25 protein-coding genes are annotated in these 24,596 nt (G+C 57.0%); 18 read left to right on the top strand and 7 right to left on the bottom strand.

All coding sequences use genetic code 11. The features are described 5' to 3' along the window. Positions 1-125: 125 nt before the first annotated feature. From gshB to metK, 6 genes are all read right to left on the bottom strand, one after another. Entirely contained in the window at positions 126-1,073 is a 948-nt protein-coding gene (gene gshB / locus ABOC97_RS11750; RefSeq protein WP_349597657.1) for a glutathione synthase, read from the bottom strand. A gap of 12 nt (positions 1,074-1,085) precedes the next feature. After that, positions 1,086-1,817, bottom strand: coding sequence for a 16S rRNA (uracil(1498)-N(3))-methyltransferase (gene rsmE, locus ABOC97_RS11745; protein WP_349597654.1), 732 nt, complete (start codon positions 1,815-1,817; stop codon positions 1,086-1,088). Positions 1,818-2,009: 192 nt separating this feature from the next. Continuing rightward, positions 2,010-2,717 (bottom strand): deoxyribonuclease I, encoded by a 708-nt coding sequence (gene endA, locus ABOC97_RS11740; protein WP_349597651.1) that lies wholly within the window; start codon positions 2,715-2,717, stop codon positions 2,010-2,012. A 94-nt stretch (positions 2,718-2,811) separates the two neighbouring features. Then, complete coding sequence (locus tag ABOC97_RS11735; protein ID WP_349597648.1) at positions 2,812-3,312, bottom strand: SprT family zinc-dependent metalloprotease; 501 nt, start codon at positions 3,310-3,312, stop codon at positions 2,812-2,814. A 76-nt stretch (positions 3,313-3,388) separates the two neighbouring features. After that, positions 3,389-4,783, bottom strand: a complete 1,395-nt coding sequence (locus tag ABOC97_RS11730) for a sugar porter family MFS transporter (RefSeq protein WP_349597645.1) — start codon at positions 4,781-4,783, stop codon at positions 3,389-3,391. A gap of 378 nt (positions 4,784-5,161) precedes the next feature. After that, on the bottom strand, positions 5,162-6,316 hold the full coding sequence (gene metK, locus ABOC97_RS11725) for a methionine adenosyltransferase (protein ID WP_349597642.1): 1,155 nt from the start codon (positions 6,314-6,316) through the stop codon (positions 5,162-5,164). Positions 6,317-6,742: 426 nt separating this feature from the next. Between metK and ABOC97_RS24050 the strand changes: the two genes are divergently transcribed. The 4 genes from ABOC97_RS24050 (at position 6,743) to speB (ending at position 10,187) form a co-directional block, all read left to right on the top strand. Then, the gene (locus ABOC97_RS24050; protein WP_459253821.1) at positions 6,743-6,880 is read left to right on the top strand and encodes a hypothetical protein; all 138 of its coding nucleotides are present in this window, start codon (positions 6,743-6,745) and stop codon (positions 6,878-6,880) included. A gap of 96 nt (positions 6,881-6,976) precedes the next feature. After that, complete coding sequence (gene yqgB / locus ABOC97_RS11720) at positions 6,977-7,108, top strand: acid stress response protein YqgB (protein ID WP_349597756.1); 132 nt, start codon at positions 6,977-6,979, stop codon at positions 7,106-7,108. Positions 7,109-7,116: 8 nt separating this feature from the next. Further along, positions 7,117-9,093, top strand: coding sequence for a biosynthetic arginine decarboxylase (gene speA / locus ABOC97_RS11715; RefSeq protein ID WP_072129034.1), 1,977 nt, complete (start codon positions 7,117-7,119; stop codon positions 9,091-9,093). 173 nt (positions 9,094-9,266) lie between these two features. Continuing rightward, the gene (gene speB, locus ABOC97_RS11710; protein WP_025757725.1) at positions 9,267-10,187 is read left to right on the top strand and encodes an agmatinase; all 921 of its coding nucleotides are present in this window, start codon (positions 9,267-9,269) and stop codon (positions 10,185-10,187) included. A 3-nt stretch (positions 10,188-10,190) separates the two neighbouring features. On the opposite strand, the gene ABOC97_RS11705 is transcribed toward speB, so the two are convergent. Next, on the bottom strand, positions 10,191-11,402 hold the full coding sequence (locus tag ABOC97_RS11705) for an MFS transporter (protein WP_349597638.1): 1,212 nt from the start codon (positions 11,400-11,402) through the stop codon (positions 10,191-10,193). 417 nt (positions 11,403-11,819) lie between these two features. Between ABOC97_RS11705 and ABOC97_RS11700 the strand changes: the two genes are divergently transcribed. The 14 genes from ABOC97_RS11700 (at position 11,820) to ABOC97_RS11635 (ending at position 24,527) form a co-directional block, all read left to right on the top strand. Beyond that, on the top strand, positions 11,820-12,143 hold the full coding sequence (locus ABOC97_RS11700) for a Rieske (2Fe-2S) protein (RefSeq protein ID WP_349597636.1): 324 nt from the start codon (positions 11,820-11,822) through the stop codon (positions 12,141-12,143). Further along, entirely contained in the window at positions 12,140-12,448 is a 309-nt protein-coding gene (locus tag ABOC97_RS11695) for a recombinase-like helix-turn-helix domain-containing protein (protein WP_349597633.1), read from the top strand. Before ABOC97_RS11700 ends, ABOC97_RS11695 begins: the two co-directional genes overlap by 4 nt. 10 nt (positions 12,449-12,458) lie before the next feature. Next, positions 12,459-13,481: an aromatic ring-hydroxylating dioxygenase subunit alpha gene (locus ABOC97_RS11690; protein ID WP_349597630.1), complete on the top strand. Its 1,023-nt coding sequence runs from the start codon at positions 12,459-12,461 to the stop codon at positions 13,479-13,481. After that, positions 13,481-14,230 carry an SDR family oxidoreductase gene (locus ABOC97_RS11685; RefSeq protein ID WP_349597627.1) on the top strand — a complete coding sequence of 250 codons (750 nt, stop codon included), beginning with the start codon at positions 13,481-13,483 and terminating at the stop codon, positions 14,228-14,230. Before ABOC97_RS11690 ends, ABOC97_RS11685 begins: the two co-directional genes overlap by 1 nt. Positions 14,231-14,243: 13 nt before the next feature. Continuing rightward, positions 14,244-15,032, top strand: coding sequence for an IclR family transcriptional regulator (locus tag ABOC97_RS11680; protein ID WP_349597624.1), 789 nt, complete (start codon positions 14,244-14,246; stop codon positions 15,030-15,032). An 88-nt stretch (positions 15,033-15,120) separates the two neighbouring features. After that, positions 15,121-16,047: a VOC family protein gene (locus ABOC97_RS11675; protein ID WP_349597621.1), complete on the top strand. Its 927-nt coding sequence runs from the start codon at positions 15,121-15,123 to the stop codon at positions 16,045-16,047. After that, complete coding sequence (locus tag ABOC97_RS11670; RefSeq protein ID WP_349597619.1) at positions 16,044-17,231, top strand: NAD(P)/FAD-dependent oxidoreductase; 1,188 nt, start codon at positions 16,044-16,046, stop codon at positions 17,229-17,231. Before ABOC97_RS11675 ends, ABOC97_RS11670 begins: the two co-directional genes overlap by 4 nt. Positions 17,232-17,257: 26 nt before the next feature. Continuing rightward, on the top strand, positions 17,258-18,514 hold the full coding sequence (locus ABOC97_RS11665) for an MFS transporter (RefSeq protein ID WP_349597617.1): 1,257 nt from the start codon (positions 17,258-17,260) through the stop codon (positions 18,512-18,514). Positions 18,515-18,524: 10 nt separating this feature from the next. Then, a complete protein-coding gene (locus ABOC97_RS11660; RefSeq protein ID WP_349597615.1) occupies positions 18,525-19,055 on the top strand; it encodes a cupin domain-containing protein in 531 nt (176 codons plus the stop codon). A 10-nt stretch (positions 19,056-19,065) separates the two neighbouring features. Next, positions 19,066-19,836, top strand: coding sequence for an alpha/beta fold hydrolase (locus ABOC97_RS11655; RefSeq protein ID WP_349597753.1), 771 nt, complete (start codon positions 19,066-19,068; stop codon positions 19,834-19,836). Continuing rightward, positions 19,820-20,614, top strand: coding sequence for an SDR family oxidoreductase (locus ABOC97_RS11650; RefSeq protein WP_349597613.1), 795 nt, complete (start codon positions 19,820-19,822; stop codon positions 20,612-20,614). The genes ABOC97_RS11655 and ABOC97_RS11650 overlap by 17 nt, the downstream gene beginning before the upstream one ends. Positions 20,615-20,623: 9 nt before the next feature. Further along, positions 20,624-21,394, top strand: coding sequence for an aspartate dehydrogenase (locus ABOC97_RS11645; RefSeq protein ID WP_349597611.1), 771 nt, complete (start codon positions 20,624-20,626; stop codon positions 21,392-21,394). 9 nt (positions 21,395-21,403) lie between these two features. Beyond that, the gene (locus ABOC97_RS11640) at positions 21,404-22,873 is read left to right on the top strand and encodes an aldehyde dehydrogenase (RefSeq protein ID WP_349597610.1); all 1,470 of its coding nucleotides are present in this window, start codon (positions 21,404-21,406) and stop codon (positions 22,871-22,873) included. Positions 22,874-22,886: 13 nt separating this feature from the next. Further along, positions 22,887-24,527 (top strand): thiamine pyrophosphate-binding protein, encoded by a 1,641-nt coding sequence (locus ABOC97_RS11635; protein ID WP_349597608.1) that lies wholly within the window; start codon positions 22,887-22,889, stop codon positions 24,525-24,527. Positions 24,528-24,596: the final 69 nt, after the last annotated feature.

Genomic DNA, 24,596 nt, shown 5'->3' with positions numbered 1-24,596 from the left:
TTCAAAAAGCAGCAGCACCCAGTATGAGGGGAAAGCGCACTGCTGTCACCAGGCTTGCCCGCTTGCTCAACGGCTCAGGCGCCTGGCTGGCGGCGGGTTCCCTCCCGCCGTTTAAATACAACGTCTTATTTTTGCAGACGTTTTTCGATAGCATCCATCAACATACCGGTGATGGAAATCGGATATTCCGCTTCGATTTCACGCACGCAGGTTGGGCTGGTGACGTTAATTTCTGTCAGGCGGTCGCCGATGATATCGAGGCCAACGAAGATCAAACCTTTTGCTTTCAGCGTCGGGCCGACTTTACGGGCGATTTCCCAATCGCTCTCGCTTAACGGACGCGGCTCACCGCGACCACCGGCGGCCAGGTTGCCGCGCGTTTCGCCACCCTGTGGGATACGCGCCAGGCAATAAGGCACCGGCTCGCCGTCAATGACTAGCACGCGTTTGTCGCCGTCTTTGATAGCCGGCAGGTAGTTTTGCGCCATGCAATAGCGGCTACCCAGCTCGGTCAGCGTTTCAGCAATCACGCCGATATTCGGATCGCCTTCCTTCACGCGGAAGATAGACGCGCCGCCCATACCGTCCAGCGGTTTCATAATGATATCGCCGTGTTTTTCCCAGAACGCTTTCAGCTGTGCTTTATTACGCGTCACCAGCGTTTCCGGCGTCAGGTCGGAGAACCAGGCGGTGAACAGCTTCTCGTTACAGTCACGCAGGCTCTGCGGCTTGTTGACGATAAGCGTACCTTGCTCTTCTGCGCGCTCAAGAATATAGGTCGCGTAGATAAATTCAGTATCGAACGGCGGATCTTTACGCATCAAAACAACGTCGAGATCGGCTAGCTTAATATCCTGCTCGCTGCCGAACTCGTACCATTTATCGTAGTTCTGCTCAACGCTCAGCAGACGCGTGCGGGCGTGCGACACGCCGTTTTCCAGATACAGGTCATTCATTTCCATATAATGGAGTTCATAACCACGACGTTGTGCTTCCAGCAGCATAGCGAAGCTGGTGTCTTTCTTGATGTTGATGCTTGCGATGGGATCCATCACGATGCCGAGCTTGATCATTATTGTTCTCCTTTAACCCAAATCGCCAAAGCGCACCTGCAGTGCGGTGATGGCGGTGAGTGCGGTAGTCTCTGTGCGCAAAACGCGAGGCCCCAACAGAATATCAGTAAACTGGTAGCGTGCGGTCATGGCAATTTCATCCGCTGACAGGCCGCCTTCCGGGCCAATCAGTAACCGTACACGTTCCACCGGCTGCGGCAGGGTGTTAATGCTGGCGCTGGCGCGTGGATGCAGATTCAGTTTCAGCGCATCATCCTGTTCAGCGCACCACGCTTCGAGATCCATTGCCGGGCGAATTTCCGGTACGACGTTGCGGCCACACTGCTCGCAGGCAGCAATGGCAATTTTTTGCCACTGCTGGAGCTTCTTATTCAGACGCTCGGCATCCAGTTTAACTCCGCAGCGCTCAGAAAAAAGTGGCGTAATGAGGCTTACACCCAGTTCTATCGATTTCTGGATAGTGAATTCCATTTTGTCGCCCCGCGACATCACCTGACCCAGATGAATATGCACCGGAGATTCACGGTCATCCGTCTCGCCGCGCTGGATCTCGACCATCACATTTTTTTTGCTGGCATCGGTAATGACAGCCTCAAAAACCTGATTGCTGCCGTCGAATAGCTGAATCGCCTGGCCTTTACCCATGCGCAGGACACGGCCAACGTGGTTAGCGGCATCGTCGCACAGGGGGATCTGCATGCCGACGGTTATCGGTTCTGGGTGGTAGATGCGGGGGATACGCATAGTCTGAATTCCATCTGTAGCTGTGCCCTCAGCTTATGAAGAGGGCAGGGAAAATGAACGATTGCCGCTAGTGTATACGCAAAGTCATTCAAGATGCATCAAGGCGGCAAGAGAGTACATCCCGATGAGCTTATTCAGGTTAGTGATTCGGCAGCCACCGCCGAGGCCGCCTGAAGAATAACGTCTATTAGGTTAGCTCTTTTGCGCCTGGCAAGCCTGCTGCACATAAGGATTGTGATTGCCCTGTACTTTGGCGATGCGCTCGTCTCGCTGGCACTCCCAGCTGCTGACCGGATACATTTTATCCCAGGCGTTGAATAGCTGAGTTTGCTGGCGGGAAAGGGTCAGGCTGTAGCGGTCGCGCATATAGAAGTAAATGCGGGCAATCGCCCCGCGCGAACGTTCCGGCGGCTCGGCGACTTTGGCTTTAAAATCGACCTTCATGCCGCACTGGCCGTACTGACCTTCGCCACCGTTCCACTGGCTGTACATGAAATTAGCGCGGTCACCGTTAACCTCGCCGACGGCGGGCTGCAGGTTATGCATATCGCTTTCTATTTTGCGATACTCCGGATCTTTGGCGCAGTTCTTTCTGCCGCCGTCCTGCCAGCACTGACGCTGATGGCCAAACTGCCATGCCGGTACCACGTGTTCCCATTCAACACGGCTGGCGCGGTTTTCGTTTTTACGCACTTTATAGCCGCACGATTCCAGATCGATAACGCCTTTCTTACCCTGCCAGTTGATTTTACAGCCGCAGTAAAAGTCGCCGGGAACGTCATTATTGACCTTCACGCCCGCCGTTTTAGCCTGGGAAAAATTATTGATGCCTTCGGCCAATGCCTGGCCTGAGAGCGCCGTCGCCAGGAACGCGGCGGCAAAAGACAATTTACGGTACATCACGAACTCCATCTCAAAACGAGTCCGCAACGTAACGAATGTGGTTGTCAGATGCAATCAGTTAGAACGGAAAACTTCCCGGAATTTCCGATAGTTACATTTCTGCAACTAATGGCTCGCCGCAGTGAACGCAGCGGTAGGTGGCTTCACCACGCAGCACGCGGTTATGGCGACGGACGGTGAGCTGATGTAGTTGGCAGCGGCAGCGATAGGGGAAGGTTTGGCGGCGCACGGATTCCAGCTCAAACTGATGCGTACGGCGAGCGGGTACGCCGAGCACGCTCTCCATCATCCATTTCCACTCTTTACCGTGTGGTGGCACACGGCCAAAGTGTTTCCATACCAGCAGATGCGCCAGCTCATGCGGCACCACTTCATCAATAAACGCCTGCTGATTCTCCTGCAATAACACCGGATTGAGGCGGATTTCATACTGCTGAAGCCACGCGGTGCCGGCTGAGGTCCCGCGCTGTTGATAAACCAGCTTCGGTTCCGGGTAATTTCGGCCCAGCGCAAGGTTGGCCTGGGCGAGTTTTTCCCGCAGGCTGCGCATAACGTTTTGCTGGATGACGATAGGAATTCGAGGGCTTTTCATAACGGCTGAGGATAAAACGTGAGGCGGGGGTGGTGCAAGGGGAAGCTTCCTCCCGCGGGAGGAAGCTGCATCAGGTTTAGTCGCGGTCGCCAATTTCGCGCAGCGGACGGCCCTGCATCAGGTTACGTTCAATGTGTTCCAGAGAGACGTTTTTGGTTTCTGGAATCAACCACAGGGTCAGGAAGATGAACAGCACGTTCAGGCCGCCGTAAACCCAGAAGGTGTTGGCGCTGCCCAGCGAATTCAGCATCGTCAGGAAGGTTGCGCCGACAATCATGTTGGCAATCCAGTTGGTGGCGGTCGAGCAGGTGATACCAAAATCACGGCCTTTCAGCGGCTGGATTTCAGAACACAGAACCCAAATCAGCGGACCGGCGCTCATCGCAAAACCGACGATGAACATCAGCAGCATTAGAACCGCAATGTACTGCGCGGCGGCAGAGTGAATGCCAATGTGCATCATGCTGCCCAGGACGCCCATGCCGACGGCCATGACGATAAAGCCGAGAATAAGCGTTGGTTTACGGCCCCAGCGGTCAACCAGACCGATAGCGATAAAGGTCGCCAGCACGTTGGTTAAACCAACGATAACCGTGCCCCACATCTGCTCGGTGGTGTTGGTGTAACCCGCCAGTTCAAAGATCTTCGGCGCGTAGTACATGATGACGTTCATCCCGGTGAACTGCTGCATCACCTGCAACAGAATGCCGAGGAACACCGCGCGGCGGAAGTTGCTGTTCTCTTTAAACAGCGCCCAGCCGCTCTGTTTTACCTTCAGGCTTTCACGGATTTCGTCCAGTTCACGTTTGGCTTCAGCACTGGTATCACGCAGACGCAGCAGCACGCGCTCAGCATCGTTGAAGCGACGTTTGGCGGCGAACCAACGCGGGCTGTCCGGCAGGAAAATGACGCCAATCAGCAGCAGGATTGCAGGGATGATGATAACCCCCAGCATCCAGCGCCATGCGCCGCTGTAGCTGAACGCGGTATCGGACAGATAGGCGCCGAGAATACCGATGGTGATCATCAGCTGGTACATCGAGATCATGCTGCCGCGAATTTTCTCCGGGGCAATCTCAGACAGGTACAGCGGCGCGGTGTAGGACGCCACGCCGACGGCCAGACCCAGCAGCACGCGGGACACCAGCAGTACTTCGACGTTTGGCGCGGCGGCAGAGAACAGGGAGCCGGCAACAAACAGGATCGCGCCGATCATCAGGCTTTTCTTACGGCCCAAGCGGAAGGAGAGCCAGCCGCTGCCGATGGCACCCACCGCAGCACCGAACATCATGGAGCTCACCACCCACTCTTGTGTATGTGCACTGAGCTGGAAATCGGTAGTAATAAAGGGCAATGCACCGGCAATAACGCCGATATCAAGGCCGAACAGCAGTCCGGCCAGAGCGGCTAAGAAACAGACAAAAAAGGTCATTGTCTTGTTAGAGCGACCCTGTTTTTTATTGTTAGGCATTATGCCCTCCAGTTGAGTCATTGATTTTGTAGATGCTTAGGGTAGGAGAGTACGAAGTAAAAAAATGTGATAACAATCACGACTGTGTAATCGGTTACACTAACGTTTTGGTTAAAATTTAGTTAAAATGCAATAAAATCAAATGTCTCTGTATGTTTTTACCGGGTGATAAAAGCAAATAATGAGAATTAACTGAAACACAACGCATAAAGTTGAAAAGGCGTTTTAGTGCGACATGGAAAGGCTTTATCCGCGCCATTTTGATTATGTAATCGCTTTCATCAGTTTGTGTGGAAATGTAAATTCATACGTAGATGGGGGGATAGGCAGGCATAAAAAAAGCCAGCGCGAGGCTGGCTTTTATCGAGGAGGCAGGGCTTATTTCAGGCCAGCCGCTTCACGCAGCTGGGCTGCTTTGTCGGTTTTTTCCCATGGGAAATGTTCGCGACCGAAGTGACCGTATGCTGCCGTCTCTTTGTAGATCGGGTGCAGCAGATCCAGCATCTGAATCAGGCCGTATGGACGCAGGTCGAAGAACTCACGTACCAGCAGGATCAGCTGTTCAGTTGGTACTTTTTCGGTACCAAAGGTTTCAACCATGATGGAGGTTGGCTCTGCCACGCCGATAGCGTAGGAAACCTGAATTTCACAACGGTCAGCCAGGCCAGCAGCAACGATGTTCTTCGCCACATAACGCGCGGCGTACGCTGCGGAACGGTCAACTTTAGAAGGATCTTTACCGGAGAATGCACCGCCACCGTGACGAGCCATGCCGCCGTAGGTATCAACGATGATTTTACGACCGGTCAGACCGCAGTCACCCATTGGGCCACCGATAACGAAACGACCGGTTGGGTTGATGAAGAATTTGGTTGATGCGTTCAGCCACTCGGTTGGCAGAACTGGCTTGATGATCTCTTCCATCACCGCTTCCTGCAGCGATTTCTGATCGATGCTTTCAGCGTGCTGGGTAGACAGAACCACGGCGTCAATACCAACAACTTTGCCGTCGTCGTACTGGAAGGTCACCTGGCTTTTCGCATCCGGACGCAGCCACGGCAGGGTGCCGTTTTTACGCACTTCAGCCTGACGCTGCACCAGACGGTGTGCGTAGGTAATTGGCGCTGGCATCAGCACGTCGGTTTCGTTGGTTGCATAGCCAAACATCAGGCCCTGGTCGCCCGCACCCTGTTCCAGCGGGTCAGCGCGGTCAACGCCCTGGTTGATGTCCGGAGACTGTTTACCGATAGCGCTCAGTACCGCACAGGAGTTGGCATCAAAGCCCATATCCGAATGCACATAGCCAATTTCGCGAACGGTTTGACGGGTGATCTCTTCGATATCAACCCATGCGCTGGTGGTGATTTCACCGCCGACCAGCACCATACCGGTTTTGACGTAGGTTTCGCACGCTACGCGGGCTTTAGGATCCTGCTCGAGGATCGCGTCCAGCACGGCGTCAGAAATTTGGTCCGCAATTTTGTCAGGATGCCCTTCGGATACAGACTCGGACGTAAAAAGGTGTTTTGCCATATTTAATATCACCCAATAGGAATTTGGTTAGCTCGAACTGTCGTGCTGCATAGTCACGATGGAGGATTCTACCACGGACTTGTACGTTGCTGTCACTGGCAGTCTGAGTGTTAATCGGTATAGATGGATTAACATCTGGACGGCTATTTTAGGTCACATCTTCATCCCATTGCCAGTTTTTTTTGAGATGCCTCTCATTCTGCTGCTCAATGGAATGGAAATTTTTCCTGACACTGTCGTCAACGCACACATTTATGTTTTGCTTTTTTCCTGCCTTATGGGTATAAAACGCCGCGCGCGGCTCATACCAATAAGCACACGTCATTTTCTACGTGTCGCCACTTCCAGCCGGGCTAAAACTTTTGCTTTGGCTTGTTGGTTCGTCCTTTTATCTATGTGGGGCGACCGTGGAGGTGATACGAGATAATGAACCGTTGTATTCTGCCGATTTTGTCGTGCCGTTCTGGCGCAGACATACTCCCCGCAACCCCCATTTCTGCTTTGCATTCCAGCCGATGTTATACCCATTTCGGCGCTTCTCAGGACTCCAGAGCCGGTAGGTAACTGAAGACTGAACAAGGGCGCTCTTGCTGTGGCAAGGGTTTTCTCGTGGTTTCGCTGAACCGTCATACCGGGTTCAGATGCGTGTTTTACAATGATATGAATAAGAAACCGGTCGCACAGTCGGCGCGCCAGCATGTTCTGCTGGCTAATCCGTCTGTTTATGGGTTGTTATCGCAACGTTACGCTGCGATAGTAGTTAACTGTTTTACACTTGTTATAAATAATTGAGGTTCGCTATGTCTGACGACATTTCATTGGATTCGCTTTCGTCAGCAGGCGAACGCGGTGTACTACGTTCCATGCAGGAGGTTGCGATGAGCTCCCAGGAAGCTAGCAAAATGCTACGCACATACAACATTGCCTGGTGGGGCAATAACTACTACGACGTCAACGAGCTTGGCCACATCAGCGTCTGCCCGGACCCTGATGTTCCGGACGCCCGCGTTGACCTTGCTGAGCTGGTTAAAGCCCGTGAGGCGCAGGGGCAACGTCTGCCTGCGCTGTTCTGCTTCCCGCAGATCCTGCAGCATCGTCTGCGCTCGATTAACGCGGCGTTTAAACGCGCGCGTGAATCCTATGGCTATAAAGGCGATTACTTCCTCGTCTACCCAATCAAGGTGAACCAGCATCGTCGCGTGATTGAATCGCTGATCCACTCCGGTGAACCGCTGGGGCTGGAAGCTGGTTCGAAAGCCGAGCTGATGGCCGTGCTGGCGCATGCGGGCATGACGCGCAGCGTGATTGTCTGTAACGGCTATAAAGACCGTGAATATATTCGCCTCGCGCTGGTCGGTGAAAAGATGGGTCATAAGGTCTATCTGGTCATCGAAAAAATGTCCGAAATTGCCATCGTGCTGGAAGAAGCCGAGCGTCTGAACGTGGTTCCACGTCTGGGTGTCCGCGCGCGTCTGGCATCTCAAGGCTCCGGTAAGTGGCAGTCTTCCGGCGGTGAAAAATCCAAATTTGGCCTGGCGGCAAACCAGGTGTTGCAACTGGTCGAAATTCTGCGTGAACGCGGCCGTCTGGACAGCATTCAACTGCTGCACTTCCACCTCGGTTCGCAGATGGCCAACATTCGCGATATCGCCACTGGCGTGCGCGAATCCGCCCGTTTCTACGTTGAACTGCATAAGCTGGGTGTGAATATTCAGTGCTTCGACGTCGGCGGCGGTCTGGGCGTGGACTATGAAGGTACGCGTTCGCAGTCTGATTGCTCCGTGAACTACGGCCTGAATGAATACGCGAACAACATCATTTGGGCGATCGGCGATGCCTGTGAAGAACATGGCCTGCCGCACCCGACGGTGATAACCGAATCCGGCCGTGCGGTAACCGCGCACCATACGGTGCTGGTCTCTAATATTATCGGCGTTGAGCGTAGCGAAAACACCGAAGCCACGCCTCCGGCTGAAGACGCGCCGCGTGCCCTGCAAAGCATGTGGGAAACCTGGCAGGAAATGCATGAGCCGGGCACCCGTCGCTCGCTGCGTGAATGGCTGCACGACAGCCAGATGGATCTGCACGATATTCATGTCGGCTACTCTTCAGGCACCTTTAGCCTGCAGGAGCGAGCGTGGGCGGAACAGCTCTATCTGAACATGTGCCATGAAGTGCAAAAGCAGCTCGACCCAAGCAACCGTGCACACCGTCCGATTATCGACGAGCTGCAGGAGCGTATGGCGGATAAGATTTACGTCAACTTCTCCCTGTTCCAGTCGATGCCGGATGCGTGGGGTATCGATCAGCTGTTCCCGGTGATGCCGCTGGAAGGGCTGAATCAGGCGCCAGAACGTCGTGCGGTGCTGCTGGATATTACCTGTGATTCCGATGGCGCTATCGATCATTATGTCGATGGTGACGGTATTGCCACTACGATGCCGATGCCGGAATACGACGTCGATAACCCGCCGATGCTGGGCTTCTTTATGGTCGGTGCATACCAGGAGATCCTCGGTAACATGCACAACCTGTTCGGTGATACCGAAGCGGTTGACGTGTTCGTTTTCCCTGACGGCAGCGTGGAAGTTGAGCTGTCCGATGAAGGGGATACCGTGGCGGATATGCTGCAGTACGTACAGCTCGATCCGAACACGCTGTTAACCCAGTTCCGCGACCAGGTGAAAAACACCGATCTGGACGCTGAGCTGCAGCAGCAGTTCCTGGAAGAGTTTGAAGCTGGACTGTACGGCTATACTTATCTCGAAGACGAGTAAGTTAACCGGCCCTCTCTCTCTGGGAGAGGGGACAAGCGCACATCGCTTGTATCCGCACAAAATAACGGCGATAATTCGCCCATATAAGCAGTAACCCAAATCAATCCCTTCCTCGTCGGGCCTAACGACGCGGAGGGGATTTTTTTTAGCATGATTTTACAAGAGGTCAGCACATGAGCACCTTAGGTCATCAATACGACAACTCCCTGGTTTCCAACGCGTTTGGTTTTTTACGTCTGCCGATGAACTTCCAGCCGTACGATAGCGATGCAGATTGGGTGATTACCGGCGTACCGTTTGATATGGCGACCTCCGGTCGTGCCGGTGGCCGTCACGGCCCGGCGGCGATTCGTCAGGTTTCCACCAACCTGGCCTGGGAGCACAACCGCTTCCCGTGGAACTTCGACATGCGCGAGCGTCTGAACGTAGTGGACTGCGGCGACCTGGTTTACGCTTTCGGCGATGCCCGTGAAATGAGCGAAAAACTGCAGGCGCACGCAGAAAAACTGCTGGCTGCCGGGAAGCGCATGCTCTCCTTTGGCGGCGACCACTTCGTGACCCTGCCGCTGCTGCGCGCGCACGCCAAGCATTTTGGTAAAATGGCGCTGGTGCACTTTGATGCCCATACCGACACCTATGCTAACGGCTGCGAATTTGACCACGGCACCATGTTCTTCACCGCGCCAAACGAAGGTCTGATTGACCCTAATCACTCGGTGCAGATTGGTATTCGTACCGAGTTCGATAAAGACAACGGCTTCACCGTGCTCGACGCCTGCCAGGTTAACGATCGCGGCGTGGACGATATCATCGCGCAGGTTAAGCAGATTGTTGGCGATATGCCGGTTTATCTGACCTTCGATATCGACTGCCTGGATCCGGCGTTTGCACCGGGTACCGGTACGCCGGTGATCGGCGGTCTGACCTCCGATCGCGCGATTAAACTGGTGCGTGGCCTCAAAGATCTCAACATCGTCGGTATGGACGTGGTTGAAGTCGCTCCGGCCTACGACCAGTCTGAGATAACTGCGCTGGCCGCTGCGACCCTGGCGCTGGAAATGCTCTATATCCAGGCGGCGAAAAAAGGCGAATAAGCCTTACACGCTCACTGCTGCTGCGCGACGCATGCGCAGCAGCAGCATTCCCCCCGCCAGCAGCGTGATAATCTGCGAGGCAACCAGCACCGAAAATCCGGAGCTGACCGAACCCACCGACTTCATGACGATCCCCATCAACAGCGGAATAAACGCCGCGCAGATGTTGCCAATCCCATTGATAATCCCATAAGCACTGCCCACCACTTCCCGCGCAGCGTGATGCTGTACCACCGCCGGAATCGCCGCGCCTTGTAATCCCCAGAAGATATTCGCCGAAAGCATAAACAGCGCCAGCATCGCCGGTTGGTGGCTCAACATCAGCGCCATCACCGAAAGGGCCGTGAGCAAACCGCCGGCCACAAACAGTATCGGTGCCTGGTCCGGACGCATTTTGTCGAGCAGGACGCCGCCGAGAAACTTAGAACCCAGGCTCAGGATGAAAGGAATGGCCGCGAGAAAACCGGTCGCGTGCAGCGAGAAATGGTGTTCATCACGCAGCCATGCCGGCAGCCAGGCGCTGCTGCCCCAGAGGTAGCTCAACGTGGCGATTTCAACCAGCAGGATCCAGCCCAGCAGTGGCGTCCGCCAGGCAAGGCTGAAGGTTTGCACAAAGCCCGCGCTGCAGCGTTTGGCTTCTCGGTGAGGAGCGGGGAGAAAGCGCCAGATGAGGCCGCCGCCGAGCAAAAGGTTCATCACCGCCAGCGCGTAGAACGATCCCATCCAGCCAAAGTGGGTCATTGTCCAGGTGACCAGCGGAAAGCCAACCGCCAGCCCCAAAGAGACGCCCAGCGCGGTAACCGCGTTGGGTTTGCCTATCTCATCAGCGCTAAAGTTATCGCTGATAAACCGCGTTTTCAGTGAGAACAGCGGCCCCTCGGCGATGCCCAGAATGATGCGCGCCACCAGCATGCCCATCAACGATCCCAGAAGCGGTGATATGGCGCATACCACCGCCCAAATAAGGATACTGCCCAGCAGGCCTTGTCGGTAATTAAGGCGATTTTCAATAACCGGAGTTAATAGTAAAGCGGAAAAACCATAACCCAGAAGAAAGCAGGTCATTAGCATTCCTTGTAACATTCTGTTTTCATTTAGGCGGAAATGATCGGCGAATTCCGGGTTGAGAATCATCACCGAGATATTTACCCGGTCGACGTATGAAATAATAATTAACAATAGTAATGCTATTGTGCCTTGCCATCTTGCCGTCATAAATTCTGCCTCAATGATTTTTATCGGTTTATATTGTTATTCTGGTTACTATCACGGTTCTAAAATGGCTCATATATGAAACTCATTGTTTTATATATGAAAAATAATAACTTGTTTCATCTATGAAACTGCATCATGGTAGCCTTTAATAATTTTTAGAGACTAATCCAGGAACAAGTCAATATCTATTTTTAAAAAACAGAGGTCATTAATAAAACGTATTCCTGACGTTTCTTTTTATGAAAATTTCATATCTCTGCATTTTTTCGTGATCCTTTGCACACTTAGTTAATTAAACCTCTCGAGATTAACAATTCGGTCACATTCCTACTTGACGTCAGACTCATCGCTTTTATATTGACCGTATTAAATAAGAAACAGAGTTTCATATATGAAACAAAAGCCTGGAGGATCGCGATGAGCTGGATAGGCGTATGTGACGCAGAGCAAGTACAGGAAGATTTCCCTTTTAGCGGCAATATCGAAGGCAAAGAGATCGGCATTTATCTGATCGACGGTGAATATTTTGCCCTGGAAGATGTATGCCCCCACGCCTATGCGCTGTTGAGCCAGGGCTTTGTCGAAGACGGTAAGGTGGAGTGCCCACTGCACGAGGCCGTTTTCGATGTCAAAACCGGCCAGTGTCTGCACGGTCCCGGCGGCCGCAATCTCAACCGCTACCCGGTTCGGGTATTTGAGAACCAGATTCAGATTACGTTTATCGAGGAGACCGTGGCATGAGCGAAACCCAGAATTTTAACCCGGCGCTGCCGGAGAGCCGTCAGTTCACCCCGCCAGCCGAAGGCGGCAACGGTGCGATTCATAAGCCGGGCAGCTACGAAAATCTCATCTGGCAGACCCGCAGCCGCGCCCCTGAAAACTGGGAACTGAATCTGATTGCAGCGCTGGAGACACTCTTCGAACAGGGCGTTGATACGCTCCCTGCGCTGGTCAATGGGCTGAACGCGGCCCGCATGCACGACCAGCAGGGTGAGCCGTGGAGCGACAGCAGCTTCCAGGCATTCTTACAGGTTAATGGTTACTGAGGGCAGGGCGATGACGACGAGCGTACAAAACTATCTCGACACGGGCCTGCGCGGCCTTTGGTATCCGGTATTGGCTAGCTGGGAAGTCCAGTCGGCGCCGGTGGGCATTACTCGCCTTGGCGAACAGATTGTGGTCTGGCGTAACAAAGATGGCCAGGTACAGGCGCTGGAAGACCGCTGCCCGCACCGCGGGGCGCGTCTGTCGATGGGCTGGAACCTGGGCGACCGCATCGCCTGCTGGTATCACGGGGTTGAAGTGGCGGGTAACGGCGAAGTCAAAGATGTCCCCGCTGTCGATAAATGCCCGCTGGTGGGCCAGCAGTGCGTGCGCAGCTATAACGTGCAAGAAGCGCACGGCGCGATTTTCCTGTGGTTTGGGGTCACCGCCGATCAGCAGCCCGACGAATTAACCTTCCCAACGGAATTGGCCGACGGCGAAGCCTACAGCAACTTCCTGTGCACCGCGGCGTGGGACTGTAACTATCAGTACGCGCTGGAAAACGTGATGGACCCGATGCACGGTACCTACCTGCACTCCTCCTCGCACTCGATGGCCGAAGGCGATCGCAAGGCCGATATGGTACTGCAGCCCACTAAGACCGGCTTCATTTTTGAGAAAAAAGGCCAAAGCGGCGTCAACTTTGACTGGGTGGAGCTGGGCAACAGCGGCACCTACTGGATGCGCCTGTCGATTCCGTACAAACAACGCTTTGGGCCGGGTGGCCACTTCTTTATCGTCGGCATGGTGGTGCCGGAAGATAACGATCACTGCCGCGTGTTCTTCTGGCGTATCCGCCGCGTACAGGGCTGGCAGCGCGATATGTGGCGCTTCATGTACCGCAATCGCCTGGAAAAACTGCATTGGGAAGTGCTGGAACAAGACCGCGTGGTGCTCGAAAGCCTGGCGCCAAACGCCCGTGAACACGAATACCTCTATCAGCATGACGTGGGGCTGTCCCGCCTGCGCCGCATGATGCAAAAGGCGGCCAAAGAACAGCTGGCACTCCGGGAACAGCAGCAAGGAGCGGCCTGATGAATGGCCTTCTGAACGGCAAACGGATCGTGATTACCGGCGCGGCGCGCGGGCTGGGCTACCACTTTGCCAAAGCCTGTGCGGAACAGGGCGCGGCGGTGGTGATGTGCGACATTCTGGCAGGTGAGCTTGCCGAAAGCGCCCACGGGCTGGGCGAGCAGGGCTATACCATCGAGTCGCACGTTATCGATCTGGCGGATACACGCTCGATCGACAGCGCGTTCAGCGCGATCGCTGAAAAGGGCCAGATTGATGGTCTGGTTAACAACGCGGCGATGGCTACCGGCGTCGGCGGTAAAAACATGCTCGATTACGATGCGGATCTTTGGGATCGGGTGATGACGGTTAACGTCAAAGGCACCTGGCTGGTCACCCGTGCGGCGGTGCCGCTGCTGCGCGAAGGATCGGGCATCGTCAACGTGGCTTCGGACACCGCGCTGTGGGGCGCGCCGCGTCTGATGGCCTACGTCGCCAGCAAAGGGGCGGTGATTGCCATGACGCGTTCAATGGCCCGCGAACTGGGTGAAAAACGCATTCATATCAACGCCATTGCGCCGGGGCTAACCCGCGTCGAGGCCACAGAATATGTGCCTGCGGAGCGTCACCAGCTGTATGAAAACGGGCGCGCGCTTAGCGGCGCGCAGCAGCCGGAAGATGTCACCGGCAGCGTGGTCTGGCTGTTAAGCGACCTGTCGCGGTTTATTACCGGCCAGCTGATCCCGGTCAACGGCGGTTTTGTTTTTAACTGAGGGTGGAGTGCATATGGCGAACGATCAGGAAGTGAAATATCTGGTGCCGGGGCTGGAACGTGGCTTACAGCTGCTGTTGGCCTTCGGCGAGCAGCATCGCGATCTGACCTTTGCCGAACTGCACCGGCTGGTCGATATGCCGAAAGCCACCGCCTATCGCGTGGTGCAGACGCTGGAGTACATGGGGTTTCTGGAGCGCAATACGCGCACCAATACCTTCTCGCTCGGCATGAACGTGCTGCGTCTGGGCTTTGAATATATCGCCTCGCTGGATGTTGCTCAGGTAGGTCAGCCGGTGATTGAACAGCTGCGCGACACCAGTCAATGCAGCAGCCATCTGGCGATTCGCGATGGCCGCGACATTATCTATATCGCCCGCGTCAGCGCCGCCGGTTCACGGATTAATCAGGTCAGTATCGGTACGCGACTGCCGGTGCACTGTACGTCGCTGGGGCGCATGCTGTTGACCGATCTCTCCCGCGCTGATTTTGAACAGCTGTTCCCGCAGGAGCGGCTGCCGGGTAACACGCCGGGTCAGCTTTTCGAGCGTGAAGCGCTGTGGCAGATGGTGCAGGAGGATAAAGCGCGCGGTTATGTGATTGGCGAATCCTTCTTCCGCCACGGCATCTCTTCCATCGTCTATCCGGTCTATGACCGAAGCGGCCGGGTGGCCGCGGTGGTGAGCATTCTGGTGCCCGCCGAGGAGATCCCGCAAACCGACAGAGTGCGTTTGCAGCAGGAGGTTTGCCTGGCGGCGGACAAAATTTCTGGCTTCTTAGGGCATCTTTCTCAAGCCAGTTAAATCAGTGAGTTAACTCTAGGCGCCGAAGGGCGTCGGGCATGTCTTACGCCCAAATTTGGGCGATAAACGGTAAATGAGGCAACCTGTGATGAGCGTGATTGGAATAGAAAAGCTGGAATTTGGCGTCGATAACCTGACGCATTGCGCCAAATTTATGCATGATTTTGGCCTGACCGGCGACGCCAGCGGCCAGCGTTTTACAACCTTAAGCGGCGCGAGCGTCGAACTGAATGCTACCGATTGTCCCGATCTTCCGCCGGCCTTTGAGGCGGGGAATACCCTGCGCCGCATGACCTGGGCGGTGGCGGACTCACAAAGTCTTGACGCGCTAAGACCGAAACTGGCGGTTCAGCCGGGCTTTCGTGAAGTGGACGGTGCGCTGGAGTGTCTCGACCCGAACGGCATGACGCTGCGGGTGCAGGTTAGCCAGCAGGTGCCGGTTGAACTCAACGTTGAGCCGATTAATCAGTGGGGCGACGTGCGCCGCATCGACACTCCGAGCCCGGTTTACCAACGCGCCGAGCCGATTAACGTCGGCCACGTGGTGTTCTTTGTGGAAGAGCTGGCGGCGGTGGAGAAATTCTATCGCGACGTGCTCGGTTTCCAGGTCTCTGACCGCTACATCAACCGCGCGGTGTTCCTGCGCTGCGGCGCACGCGGCGGTCATCACAACCTCTTTTTACTCCAGTTGCCAAATCGGAAACGTGGGCTGAACCATGTGGCGTTCACCGTGCGTGATATCCATGAGGTGATTGGCGGCGGTATCGCTATGAACAAGCACGACTGGAGCACGTTTATCGGTCCTGGCCGCCATCCTGTCTCCTCGGCCTATTTCTGGTACGTCAACAGCCCAACCGGCGGCGCGTTTGAGTACTACACCAACGATGACTACCTGACGGAAAACTGGCAGCCGCGCGAGCTGGAGCACTCCCTGGTGTCGTTTACCGAATGGGCTGTTGAAGGCGGGATTGATCATGATACTCGTCGCCAGCAGCAGAAGTCGGAGGCGGTATGACGGCGCGCATTGTCATTATTGGCGGCGGTCAGGCGGGCGGCTGGGCGGCAAAAACGCTGCGCGATGAAGGCTTTAGCGGTGAAGTCTGCGTGGTGGCGGAAGAGGCGTGGGATTTTTACGAGCGCCCTCCGTTGTCGAAGGCCTCCCTGTTGGAACCCGATGCCGCGCTGCCGCGTCTGTTCAGCGAAGAGGTGCAGCAGAATCTGAATCTGCGCTGGTATCGCCCGCAGCGCGCTGAGGTGATTGATCGCGTGGCAAAAACGGTACGCCTGAGCAACGGCGAATCTCTGGCCTACGACCAGCTGCTGATCGCGACCGGCGGCCGTGCACGCCTGCCGGGCGCATCGTGGGCTAATCACCCGCAGGTCTATACCTTACGCCACTGGCAGGATGCGCAGCGTCTGAAGCAGCGGCTGGCGCAAAGCCAACGGCTGGCCATTATTGGTGGCGGTTGGATTGGGCTCGAAATTGCCGCCTCGGCGCGCAAGTGCGGCGTTGCGGTGACGCTGTTCGAGCAGCAGCCGGCGCTGTGCATGCGCTCGGTCAGCCGCGATGTTTCAGCGCATTTAGCGCTGATGCATCGCCAGCAGGGCGTGGATATTCGCACCGGCTGCGGTGGACTGGAGCTGGGGGACGATAGCGGTCGCCCGGTGATTCAATGCGACGGCAAACGCGAAACCTTCGACGCGGTAGTGGTGGGGATCGGTGTCGATCTCAACCTCGAACTGGCGCGCAATGCCGGGCTGAACATCGCGCAGGGGATCGTGGTAGATGCGCAGGGACGGACTTCTGATCCGGCTATCTTCGCCGCCGGTGACGTGGCTCAGCACCATCACTATGGCCTGTGTATTCAGTCGTGGGCCTTTGCGCAAAACCAGGCGGTGGCAACGGCCAAAGCGATGCTCGACCCGCAGGCCGCAGGCTATGACGAAGCGCCGTGGCTGTGGTCGGATCAATATCAATACAACATTCAGATCCTCGGGATCCCATCCCGGGGGAGTGAAACCATCGTTCGCGATAATGCCCTTTATTTCTCGCTGGATGATAACGGACGGCTCACGCAGCTGGTGGCGTTTAACGATGCGCGCACCGTCAAGCTGGCAAAACGCTGGATGGCGGCGGGACGAGATTTGTCGGACGTACCGCTCGCTGACCCGACCTTTTCACTGATGTCATTACGCTAAAACACGCGCACCCTCAGGGGGGATAAATGACCACATTAGAGACGAACACCGCGCCGGTTGAGGCGAGCGGTGAGGGCATCCGTACGCCTGAAAAAGCCGTTCGCTGGGCCATTCCGCTGTCGCTGCTGGCCTGCGTACTGTTGGCCTTTTTCGACAAAATCAGCATTGCTGCGCTGTTTTCCGACGGCCATTTTCAGCAGGCGATGGGCATTGATTTCGACACCACGCGCCTTGGTATTCTGATGAGCGCCTTTTTGCTGAGCTACGGTTTCTCCTCCGTTTTTTTAAGCGGACTCGGTGACAAGATTGCGCCGCTGCGCCTGCTGACCGGCATGATGGCAGTGTGGTGCGTACTGATGGTGGCGATGGGCTTTACCCATAACTACACGCTGATGATTGTGCTGCGCATTTTACTTGGCGTGGCCGAAGGGCCTCTGTTCCCGCTGGCGTTTGCCATCGTCCGCCACAACTTTCCGCAGCACCTGCAGGCGCGGGCCACCATGCTGTGGCTGCTCGGTACGCCGGTGGGCGCGGCGATTGGTTTCCCGCTTTCCCTCTGGCTGCTCAACACCTTTGGCTGGCAGAGCACCTTCTTCGTGATGGCAATGCTCACCGTACCGGTGCTGATTTTTGTGCGTATCGGTCTGCGCGGCATTCGTCTGGAGACGAAAACCGCGACGACCCAGACCTCGCAGGACGAACGGCGGGCGGCGCGCCGCGAGCTGTTCGTTAGCCCGCACTTCTGGATTATCTGCATCTTTAATATCACCTTCCTGACCTATCTGTGGGGCATCAACGGCTGGCTGCCGGGCTATCTGATTAAGGGCAAAGGTATCCACCTTGAACACGCGGGCTGGCTTTCATCGATGCCGTTCATCGCCATGCTGGCGGGGGAAGTGATTGGTGCATGGCTGTCGGACCGGGTCGATAAACGCGCCGCCGCCTGCTTTATCTCGATGGCGGGGGCCGGCGTCGGCCTGGCGATGGTGATGCATCTTGATACCCCGCTGGCGATTATCGCCGCGATGAGCTTCAGCACCTTTATGTGGGGAACCGGTGCGCCCAACATTTTTGCCCTGCTGGCTAAAGCGACGCATCCACGGGTGAGCGCCACGGCGGGGGGCATTTTCAACGGGCTGGGAAACTTTGCTGGGGCGTTGTCGCCAGCGGTAATGGGCGCGCTTATCGCGTTCACTCACAGCATGGATTCCGGATTGATTTTTCTGGCGGTGATGGCGGCGGTGGGCTGCTTCCTGTTACTGCCGCTGCTAAGACGTTATTGAGGAGAGTGTCATGACTGATTCAACTGTAACCGCAAAACCGGGCATTAAACCTGACCATCTGACCATGGAAGAGTGGGTCGAATCGCGTATCGCGCGTTTCGAAGGCCGCAAATATGACTGGAATGCGCTGAAGTTCCAGGCCGACTATGACCCGAAATATCGCCGTGCGCAGATGCGCTATATCGGCACCGGGGCGACCGGCGTGGCGAGCGATACCAACACCGTTCCCGCCGAGCATTTCACCTTCTCGACGATGGTGTTGCCGTCGAAGTGCGAAGGGCCGCTGCATCTGCATGATGATGTTGAGGAGGTGTTCTTCATGCTCAAAGGGCAGATCACGCTGATGATCCAGGACGGCGACCAGTACACCGAAACCGTGCTGCACGAACGTGACCTGATTTCTGTTCCGCCGGGAATTTACCGCGGGCTGTTTAACCACGGTGAAGAGGAAGCGCTGATGTGCGTCATGCTCGGCACACAGAAGCCGCATATTCCGACCTATCCGGCGGATCATCCGCTGTCCAAAGTGAAGCGGAGCTAAGGGGGGCATGATGACGGGTTTTCGTGAGCAGGGAACCGGTATCCCGCTGATGCTGCTGCACGGTATTAGCTCCGGAGCCGCCTCGTGGCATAAGCAGATGGCGCTCCCCGGTTTTCGCGTCCTGGCGTGGGATATGCCGGGTTATGGCGAAAGCCCGATGTTAGCCGCGACGCGTGCCAATGCCGGTGATTACGCCGATGCGTTGGCGGCGTTACTCGACAAGGCCGGCGTGACGCAAACGGTGCTGGTAGGGCATTCGCTCGGTGCGCTAGTGGCCTGCGCCTTTGCGGCGAAGTACCCGCAGCACGTGCTGCACATGGTGCTGGCCGATGCGGCGCAGGGCTACGGTCAAAGCTCGCCGGAACAGCGTGAAAACGTGTGGCGCAGCCGCGAGCAGCAAATCGCGTTAGGCGGCGAAATCCTGGCGCAGACCCGCGCGGCGAAGCTGCTGCGCCCCGGTGCGCGCGAAACGGATATCGCCACCGTGGCCGCCGGGATGCGCAAGCTGCGTTCCGAGGGCTATCTGGCGGCGTCGTGGATGCTGGCGCATGACGACATTCACGGCTGGCTGAAATCTTATGCCGGGGCGTTTGAGGTGTGGTGCGGCGAGCAGGATGCCATTACCCAACCGGAGCTGGTACACGGACTAGCGCTGCGATACGCCATGCCGTACATCGCGATACCGCAGGGCGGGCACGCCAGCTATCTCGATAACCACGAATATTTCAATCAACAGCTTTTACGGATTAAAGAAGAGGTGCGCGATGAATGCACAAATTGATGGCCGTGTAGCGGTAGTCACCGGAGGATCTTCAGGCATCGGTTTTGAAACGCTGCGCCTGCTGTTGGGAGAGGGGGCAAAAGTCGCCTTCTGCGGCCGCGATCCCGACAGGCTCGCCAGCGCGCACGCGACCTTACAAAACGAATATCCCGCAGGCGAGATTTTCTCTCGCTGCTGTGACGTGCTTAAAAGTGAAGAGGTACAGGCGTTTGCCGACGCAGTCAACGCGCGCTTTGGTGCCGTCGACATGCTTATCAATAACGCCGGACAGGGCTACGTGGCGCATTTTGCCGATACCCCACGCGAAGCATGGCTGCATGAAGCGGAGCTCAAACTGTTTGGCGTCATTAACCCGGTGCAGGCGTTTTTGCCGCAGCTGGAGCAGTCGGATATCGCCTCAATTACCTGCGTGAACTCGCTGCTGGCGCTGCAGCCGGAAGAACACATGATTGCCACGTCGGCGGCCCGCGCGGCGCTGCTGAATATGACCCTGACGCTGTCAAAAGAGCAGGTGGATAAAGGGGTTCGCGTGAACTCCATTCTGCTGGGGATGGTTGAGTCCGGCCAGTGGCGACGCCGCTTTGAGAATCGTAGCGATAAAAGTCAGGGCTGGACGGAGTGGACGGCGGAGATTGCCCGCAAGCGCGGTATTCCAATGGCACGCCTTGGCAAACCGCAGGAACCGGCGCAGGCGCTGTTATTCCTCGCCTCTCCGCTGGCCTCGTTTACCACCGGTGCAGCGCTGGATGTCTCCGGCGGTTTCTGCCGTCACCTTTAAGGACGCGTCATGAAAAAGATCATGTTAATTGGCTACGGTGCCATGGCGCAGGCGGTGATTGAACGCCTGCCGCCGCAGGTGGCGATTGGCTGGATTGTGGCGCGCGAACCGCATCATGCGGCTATTCACGCCCAGTTTGGCACTACGGTGGAAGCACTGACTTCACCGCAGGAATGCCTCGACGCGCCGGATTTAGTACTGGAATGCGCCAGCCAACAGGCGGTGGCCCAGTACGGCGAAGCGGTGCTGGCGCGCGGCTGGCATCTGGCGGTGATTTCCACCGGTGCGCTGGCAGATAGCGCGCTGGAGCAACGTTTGCAGAATGCCGGGGGCCAGTTAACGCTGCTGTCCGGCGCGGTGGCGGGGATTGACGGTCTGGCGGCGGCGAAAGAAGGCGGTCTGGAACACGTGACCTATCAGTCGCGTAAAAGCCCGGCCAGCTGGCGCGGCAGCTATGCCGAGCAGCTTATCGACCTTAATGCGGTCTCTGAAGCGCAGGTGTTTTTTGAGGGCAGCGCCCGCGAGGCGGCCAGACTGTTTCCGGCCAATGCCAACGTGGCGGCGACCGTAGCGCTTGGCGGCGTAGGCATGGACGAAACCCGGGTACAGCTGATGGTCGACCCGGCCACTCAACGTAATACCCACACCATTCACGTCAAAGGGCTGTTTGGCGAATTCCATCTGGAACTCAGCGGGTTGCCGCTGGCGAGCAACCCTAAAACCTCCACCCTGGCAGCATTAAGCGCGGTTCGCGCCTGCCGTGAACTGGCGATGCGCTAAGAGGTTGTTATGGAAACATTATCGATTTTTATTGGCGGCAGCTGGCGTCTCGGCGGCGGAGAGGCGATGCGCAGCTATTTCCCGGCCGACGGTTCCGTCAACGCTACGCTGAATGCGGCAAGCCTTGAGGATTTGCAGGAAGCGATTGAGTGCGCAGAGCGCGCGTGGCGTGACCCGCAGTGGCGCAATACGCTGCCGCACCAGCGGGCGAAGCTGCTGCATAAGGTGGCGGACGATATTGAATCGCGCGTCGATGAGCTGGCGCGGATGCAAAGCCGCGATAACGGCAAACCGCTGGCGGAAGCGTGCGGGCTGGTGATGAGCGCGGCGGGTACCGCGCGCTATTTTGCCGCTGCCTGTGAATTGCTGGAAGGCGAGCTGCCGACCCCGCGTCAGCAGGATTTGCTGACGTTGAGCCGCTATGAGCCGCTGGGCGTGGTGGCAGCCATTACGCCGTGGAACTCCCCTATCGCCAGCGAGATGCAAAAAGTCGCCCCGGCGATTGCCGCTGGCAACGCGGTCATCTTAAAACCCGCCGAAGCCACGCCGCTGATGGCGCTCGAGCTGGCGCGTATTTTTGAACAAGCCGGGCTTCCTGCGGGCCTGTTGAGCGTACTGCCGGGCAAAGGCTCGGTGATTGGCGATGCGCTGGCGCGCCACCCTTTGGTGCGAAAAATCTCCTTTACCGGCGGCACAACCACTGGACGCCATCTGGCGCACGTGGCGGCGGAAAAGCTGATCCCAACGTCTCTCGAACTGGGCGGGAAATCCCCCACCATCGTGCTGGAAGATGCCGACATTGAACTGGCCGCGCGCGGGATCTGCTACGGCATTTTCAGCTCAGCCGGGCAGGCTTGTATTGCGGGATCGCGCCTGTTCATTCACGAGCAGCTTTATGCACCGCTGATGGCTCGCCTGCTGGAGTTAACCCGCGGTTTACGCGTCGGCCATCCGTTTAGCGCCGATACCCATCTGGGGCCGCTTATCAATGAAAAACATCGTCAAAGCGTGCTGGAGTATGTCGAGCTGGCGAAGCGCGAAGGCGGGCGAGTGCTGTGCGGCGGTGAGGTTCCGGCCGACCCGGCGCTGGCGGCGGGCAGCTTCTTTATGCCGACCATTATTGAGGGGCTGAATAATCAGGCCCGCGTCTGCCAGGAAGAGATCTTCGGACCGGTAGTGATTGCCATACCGTTTAGCAACGAGGCGGCGCTCATTACCCAAGCCAACGATTCTATTTACGGCCTGGCCGCCGGTATCTGGACGCGTGATACCGGGCGGGCTCTGCGCTTAAGCGACGCGCTGGAAGTCGGCACGGTGTGGATCAACACCTACAAAGTCTTTTCGATTTCGACCCCGTTTGGGGGCTTTAAAGAGAGCGGTCTGGGCCGCGAAAAGGGCATTCAGGGATTAAAGGCCTGGATGCAGCAAAAGAGCATTTATCTGGCGACGGGTAATGGCGTCAACCACTGGTGCGATTAAGAAAGGGTGAGCAATGAGCGAAATGATTACCGTCGGCGACGCTATCGCCAGAACGCTGGAGCAGTATCACGTTGAAGCCATTTATGGCGTCATCTCGATTCATAACCTGCCGATTGCCGATGCGGTCGGCCAGCGTGGCAACATCCGCTTTGTGCCGGCGCGCGGTGAAGCGGGCTCGGTCACCATGGCGGATGCCCACGGCCGCTTTTCCGGGCTGGGCGTGGCACTGACCAGCACCGGCGCCGGGGCGGGCAACGCAGTCGGTGCACTGGTAGAGGCGATGAACGCCTGCACCCCTCTGCTGCATTTGACCGGCCAGGTGGAAAAAGCGTGGCTGGATGCGGATACCGGTTTTATCCACGAAACCCGCGACCAGCTGACCTTCCTCAAGGCCAGCTCGAAGCGCGCCTATCGCATCAGCAATGCCAATCAGGCTATCGCCATTTTGCACAAGGCGATTCAGGAGTCGCAAACGCCGCCGTGTGGCCCGGTGTCGGTTGAAATCCCGATTGATATTCAAGGGGCGAAGATCCCGCTGTCGCTGGTGACCGCGCCGGTCAAAGCGCGCGGTGTAGAGAGTGTGGACAGCCACGCGGTGGATGCACTGTGGGCGCAGCTCAAGCAGGCGAAACTGCCTCTGCTGTGGCTGGGCGGTGGTGCGCTCGGTTGCGCTGAGGCGGTGAAAAAGCTGGCCGATGCGGGAATGACCGTTATCTCCAGTACCCACGCGCGCGGCGTGTTGCCGGATAGCCACCGCGCGAGCCTGCGGGCGTTCCACAACTCACCGTCGGTTGAGGCGGTGATGTCGGGCTGTGATTTTACGCTGGTCGCCGGGTCACGGCTGCGCAGCAATGAAACGCGCTCGTGGACGCTGGAACTGCCGCATCCACGCGTGCAAATTGATATCGACCCGGCGGCGGCCAGCCGCAACTATTTGATGGATAACACGCTGATTGCCGACTGCTCGGCGCTGCTGACGGCGCTGGCGGACAGAGTGCAGGGGCGCGAGTGGGGCAACGCGCAGTGGGATGCGCTGGTGCGCGGTGCGGTGGTGAAAGCCGAAGAGGGGCTGCGCGAGCAGTGCGGCGAGTATGCCAAACTCAACGATGCTATCGCCCAGGCGCTGCCGGAGGATGGCCTGTTGGTTCGCGACATTACCGTTTCCGGCAGCCTGTGGGGCAGCCGTCTGTTCCGCGCCAACGGCCCACTCATGAATATTCATTCGTTAGCCGGGGCGATTGGCATGGGACTGCCGATGGCAATCGGCACCGCAATTGCCAATCCACAGCGCAAGGTTGTTGGGCTGGTTGGTGACGGTGGTCTGAGTCTGAATCTCGGCGAACTGGCGACGCTGGCGCAGGAGAAGGCCAACGTGACGCTGCTTATCATGAACGATGGCGGCTACGGCGTGATGCGCGGCATTCAGGATAAGTATTTCGGCGGGCGCCAGTACTTTAATGAGCTGCATACGCCTGACTTTACTCTGCTGGCGCAGGCGATTGGTCTGCAGGCGTGGAGCGTGGATCGGTCGGAGGATTTCACTGCGGTGATGACCGAAGCGCTCGCCATGCCGGGCCCATCGGTGGTTGAAGTCAAAATGGGGCAGATTGGCGCGCTGAAGTTTGCCGGGCCACCGCAGAAGACGCTGTACTAAGGCTAAAAAATGGCCCCTCTCCCTGGCGGGAAAGGGGCCTGTTTATTCTCACCGAACGGTGGGGAAAAT

Source organism: Kluyvera huaxiensis (assembly GCF_040149365.1).
Classification (GTDB): domain Bacteria; phylum Pseudomonadota; class Gammaproteobacteria; order Enterobacterales; family Enterobacteriaceae; genus Kluyvera; species Kluyvera intermedia_A.
This window is presented reverse-complemented; position numbering and strand designations above follow the sequence as displayed.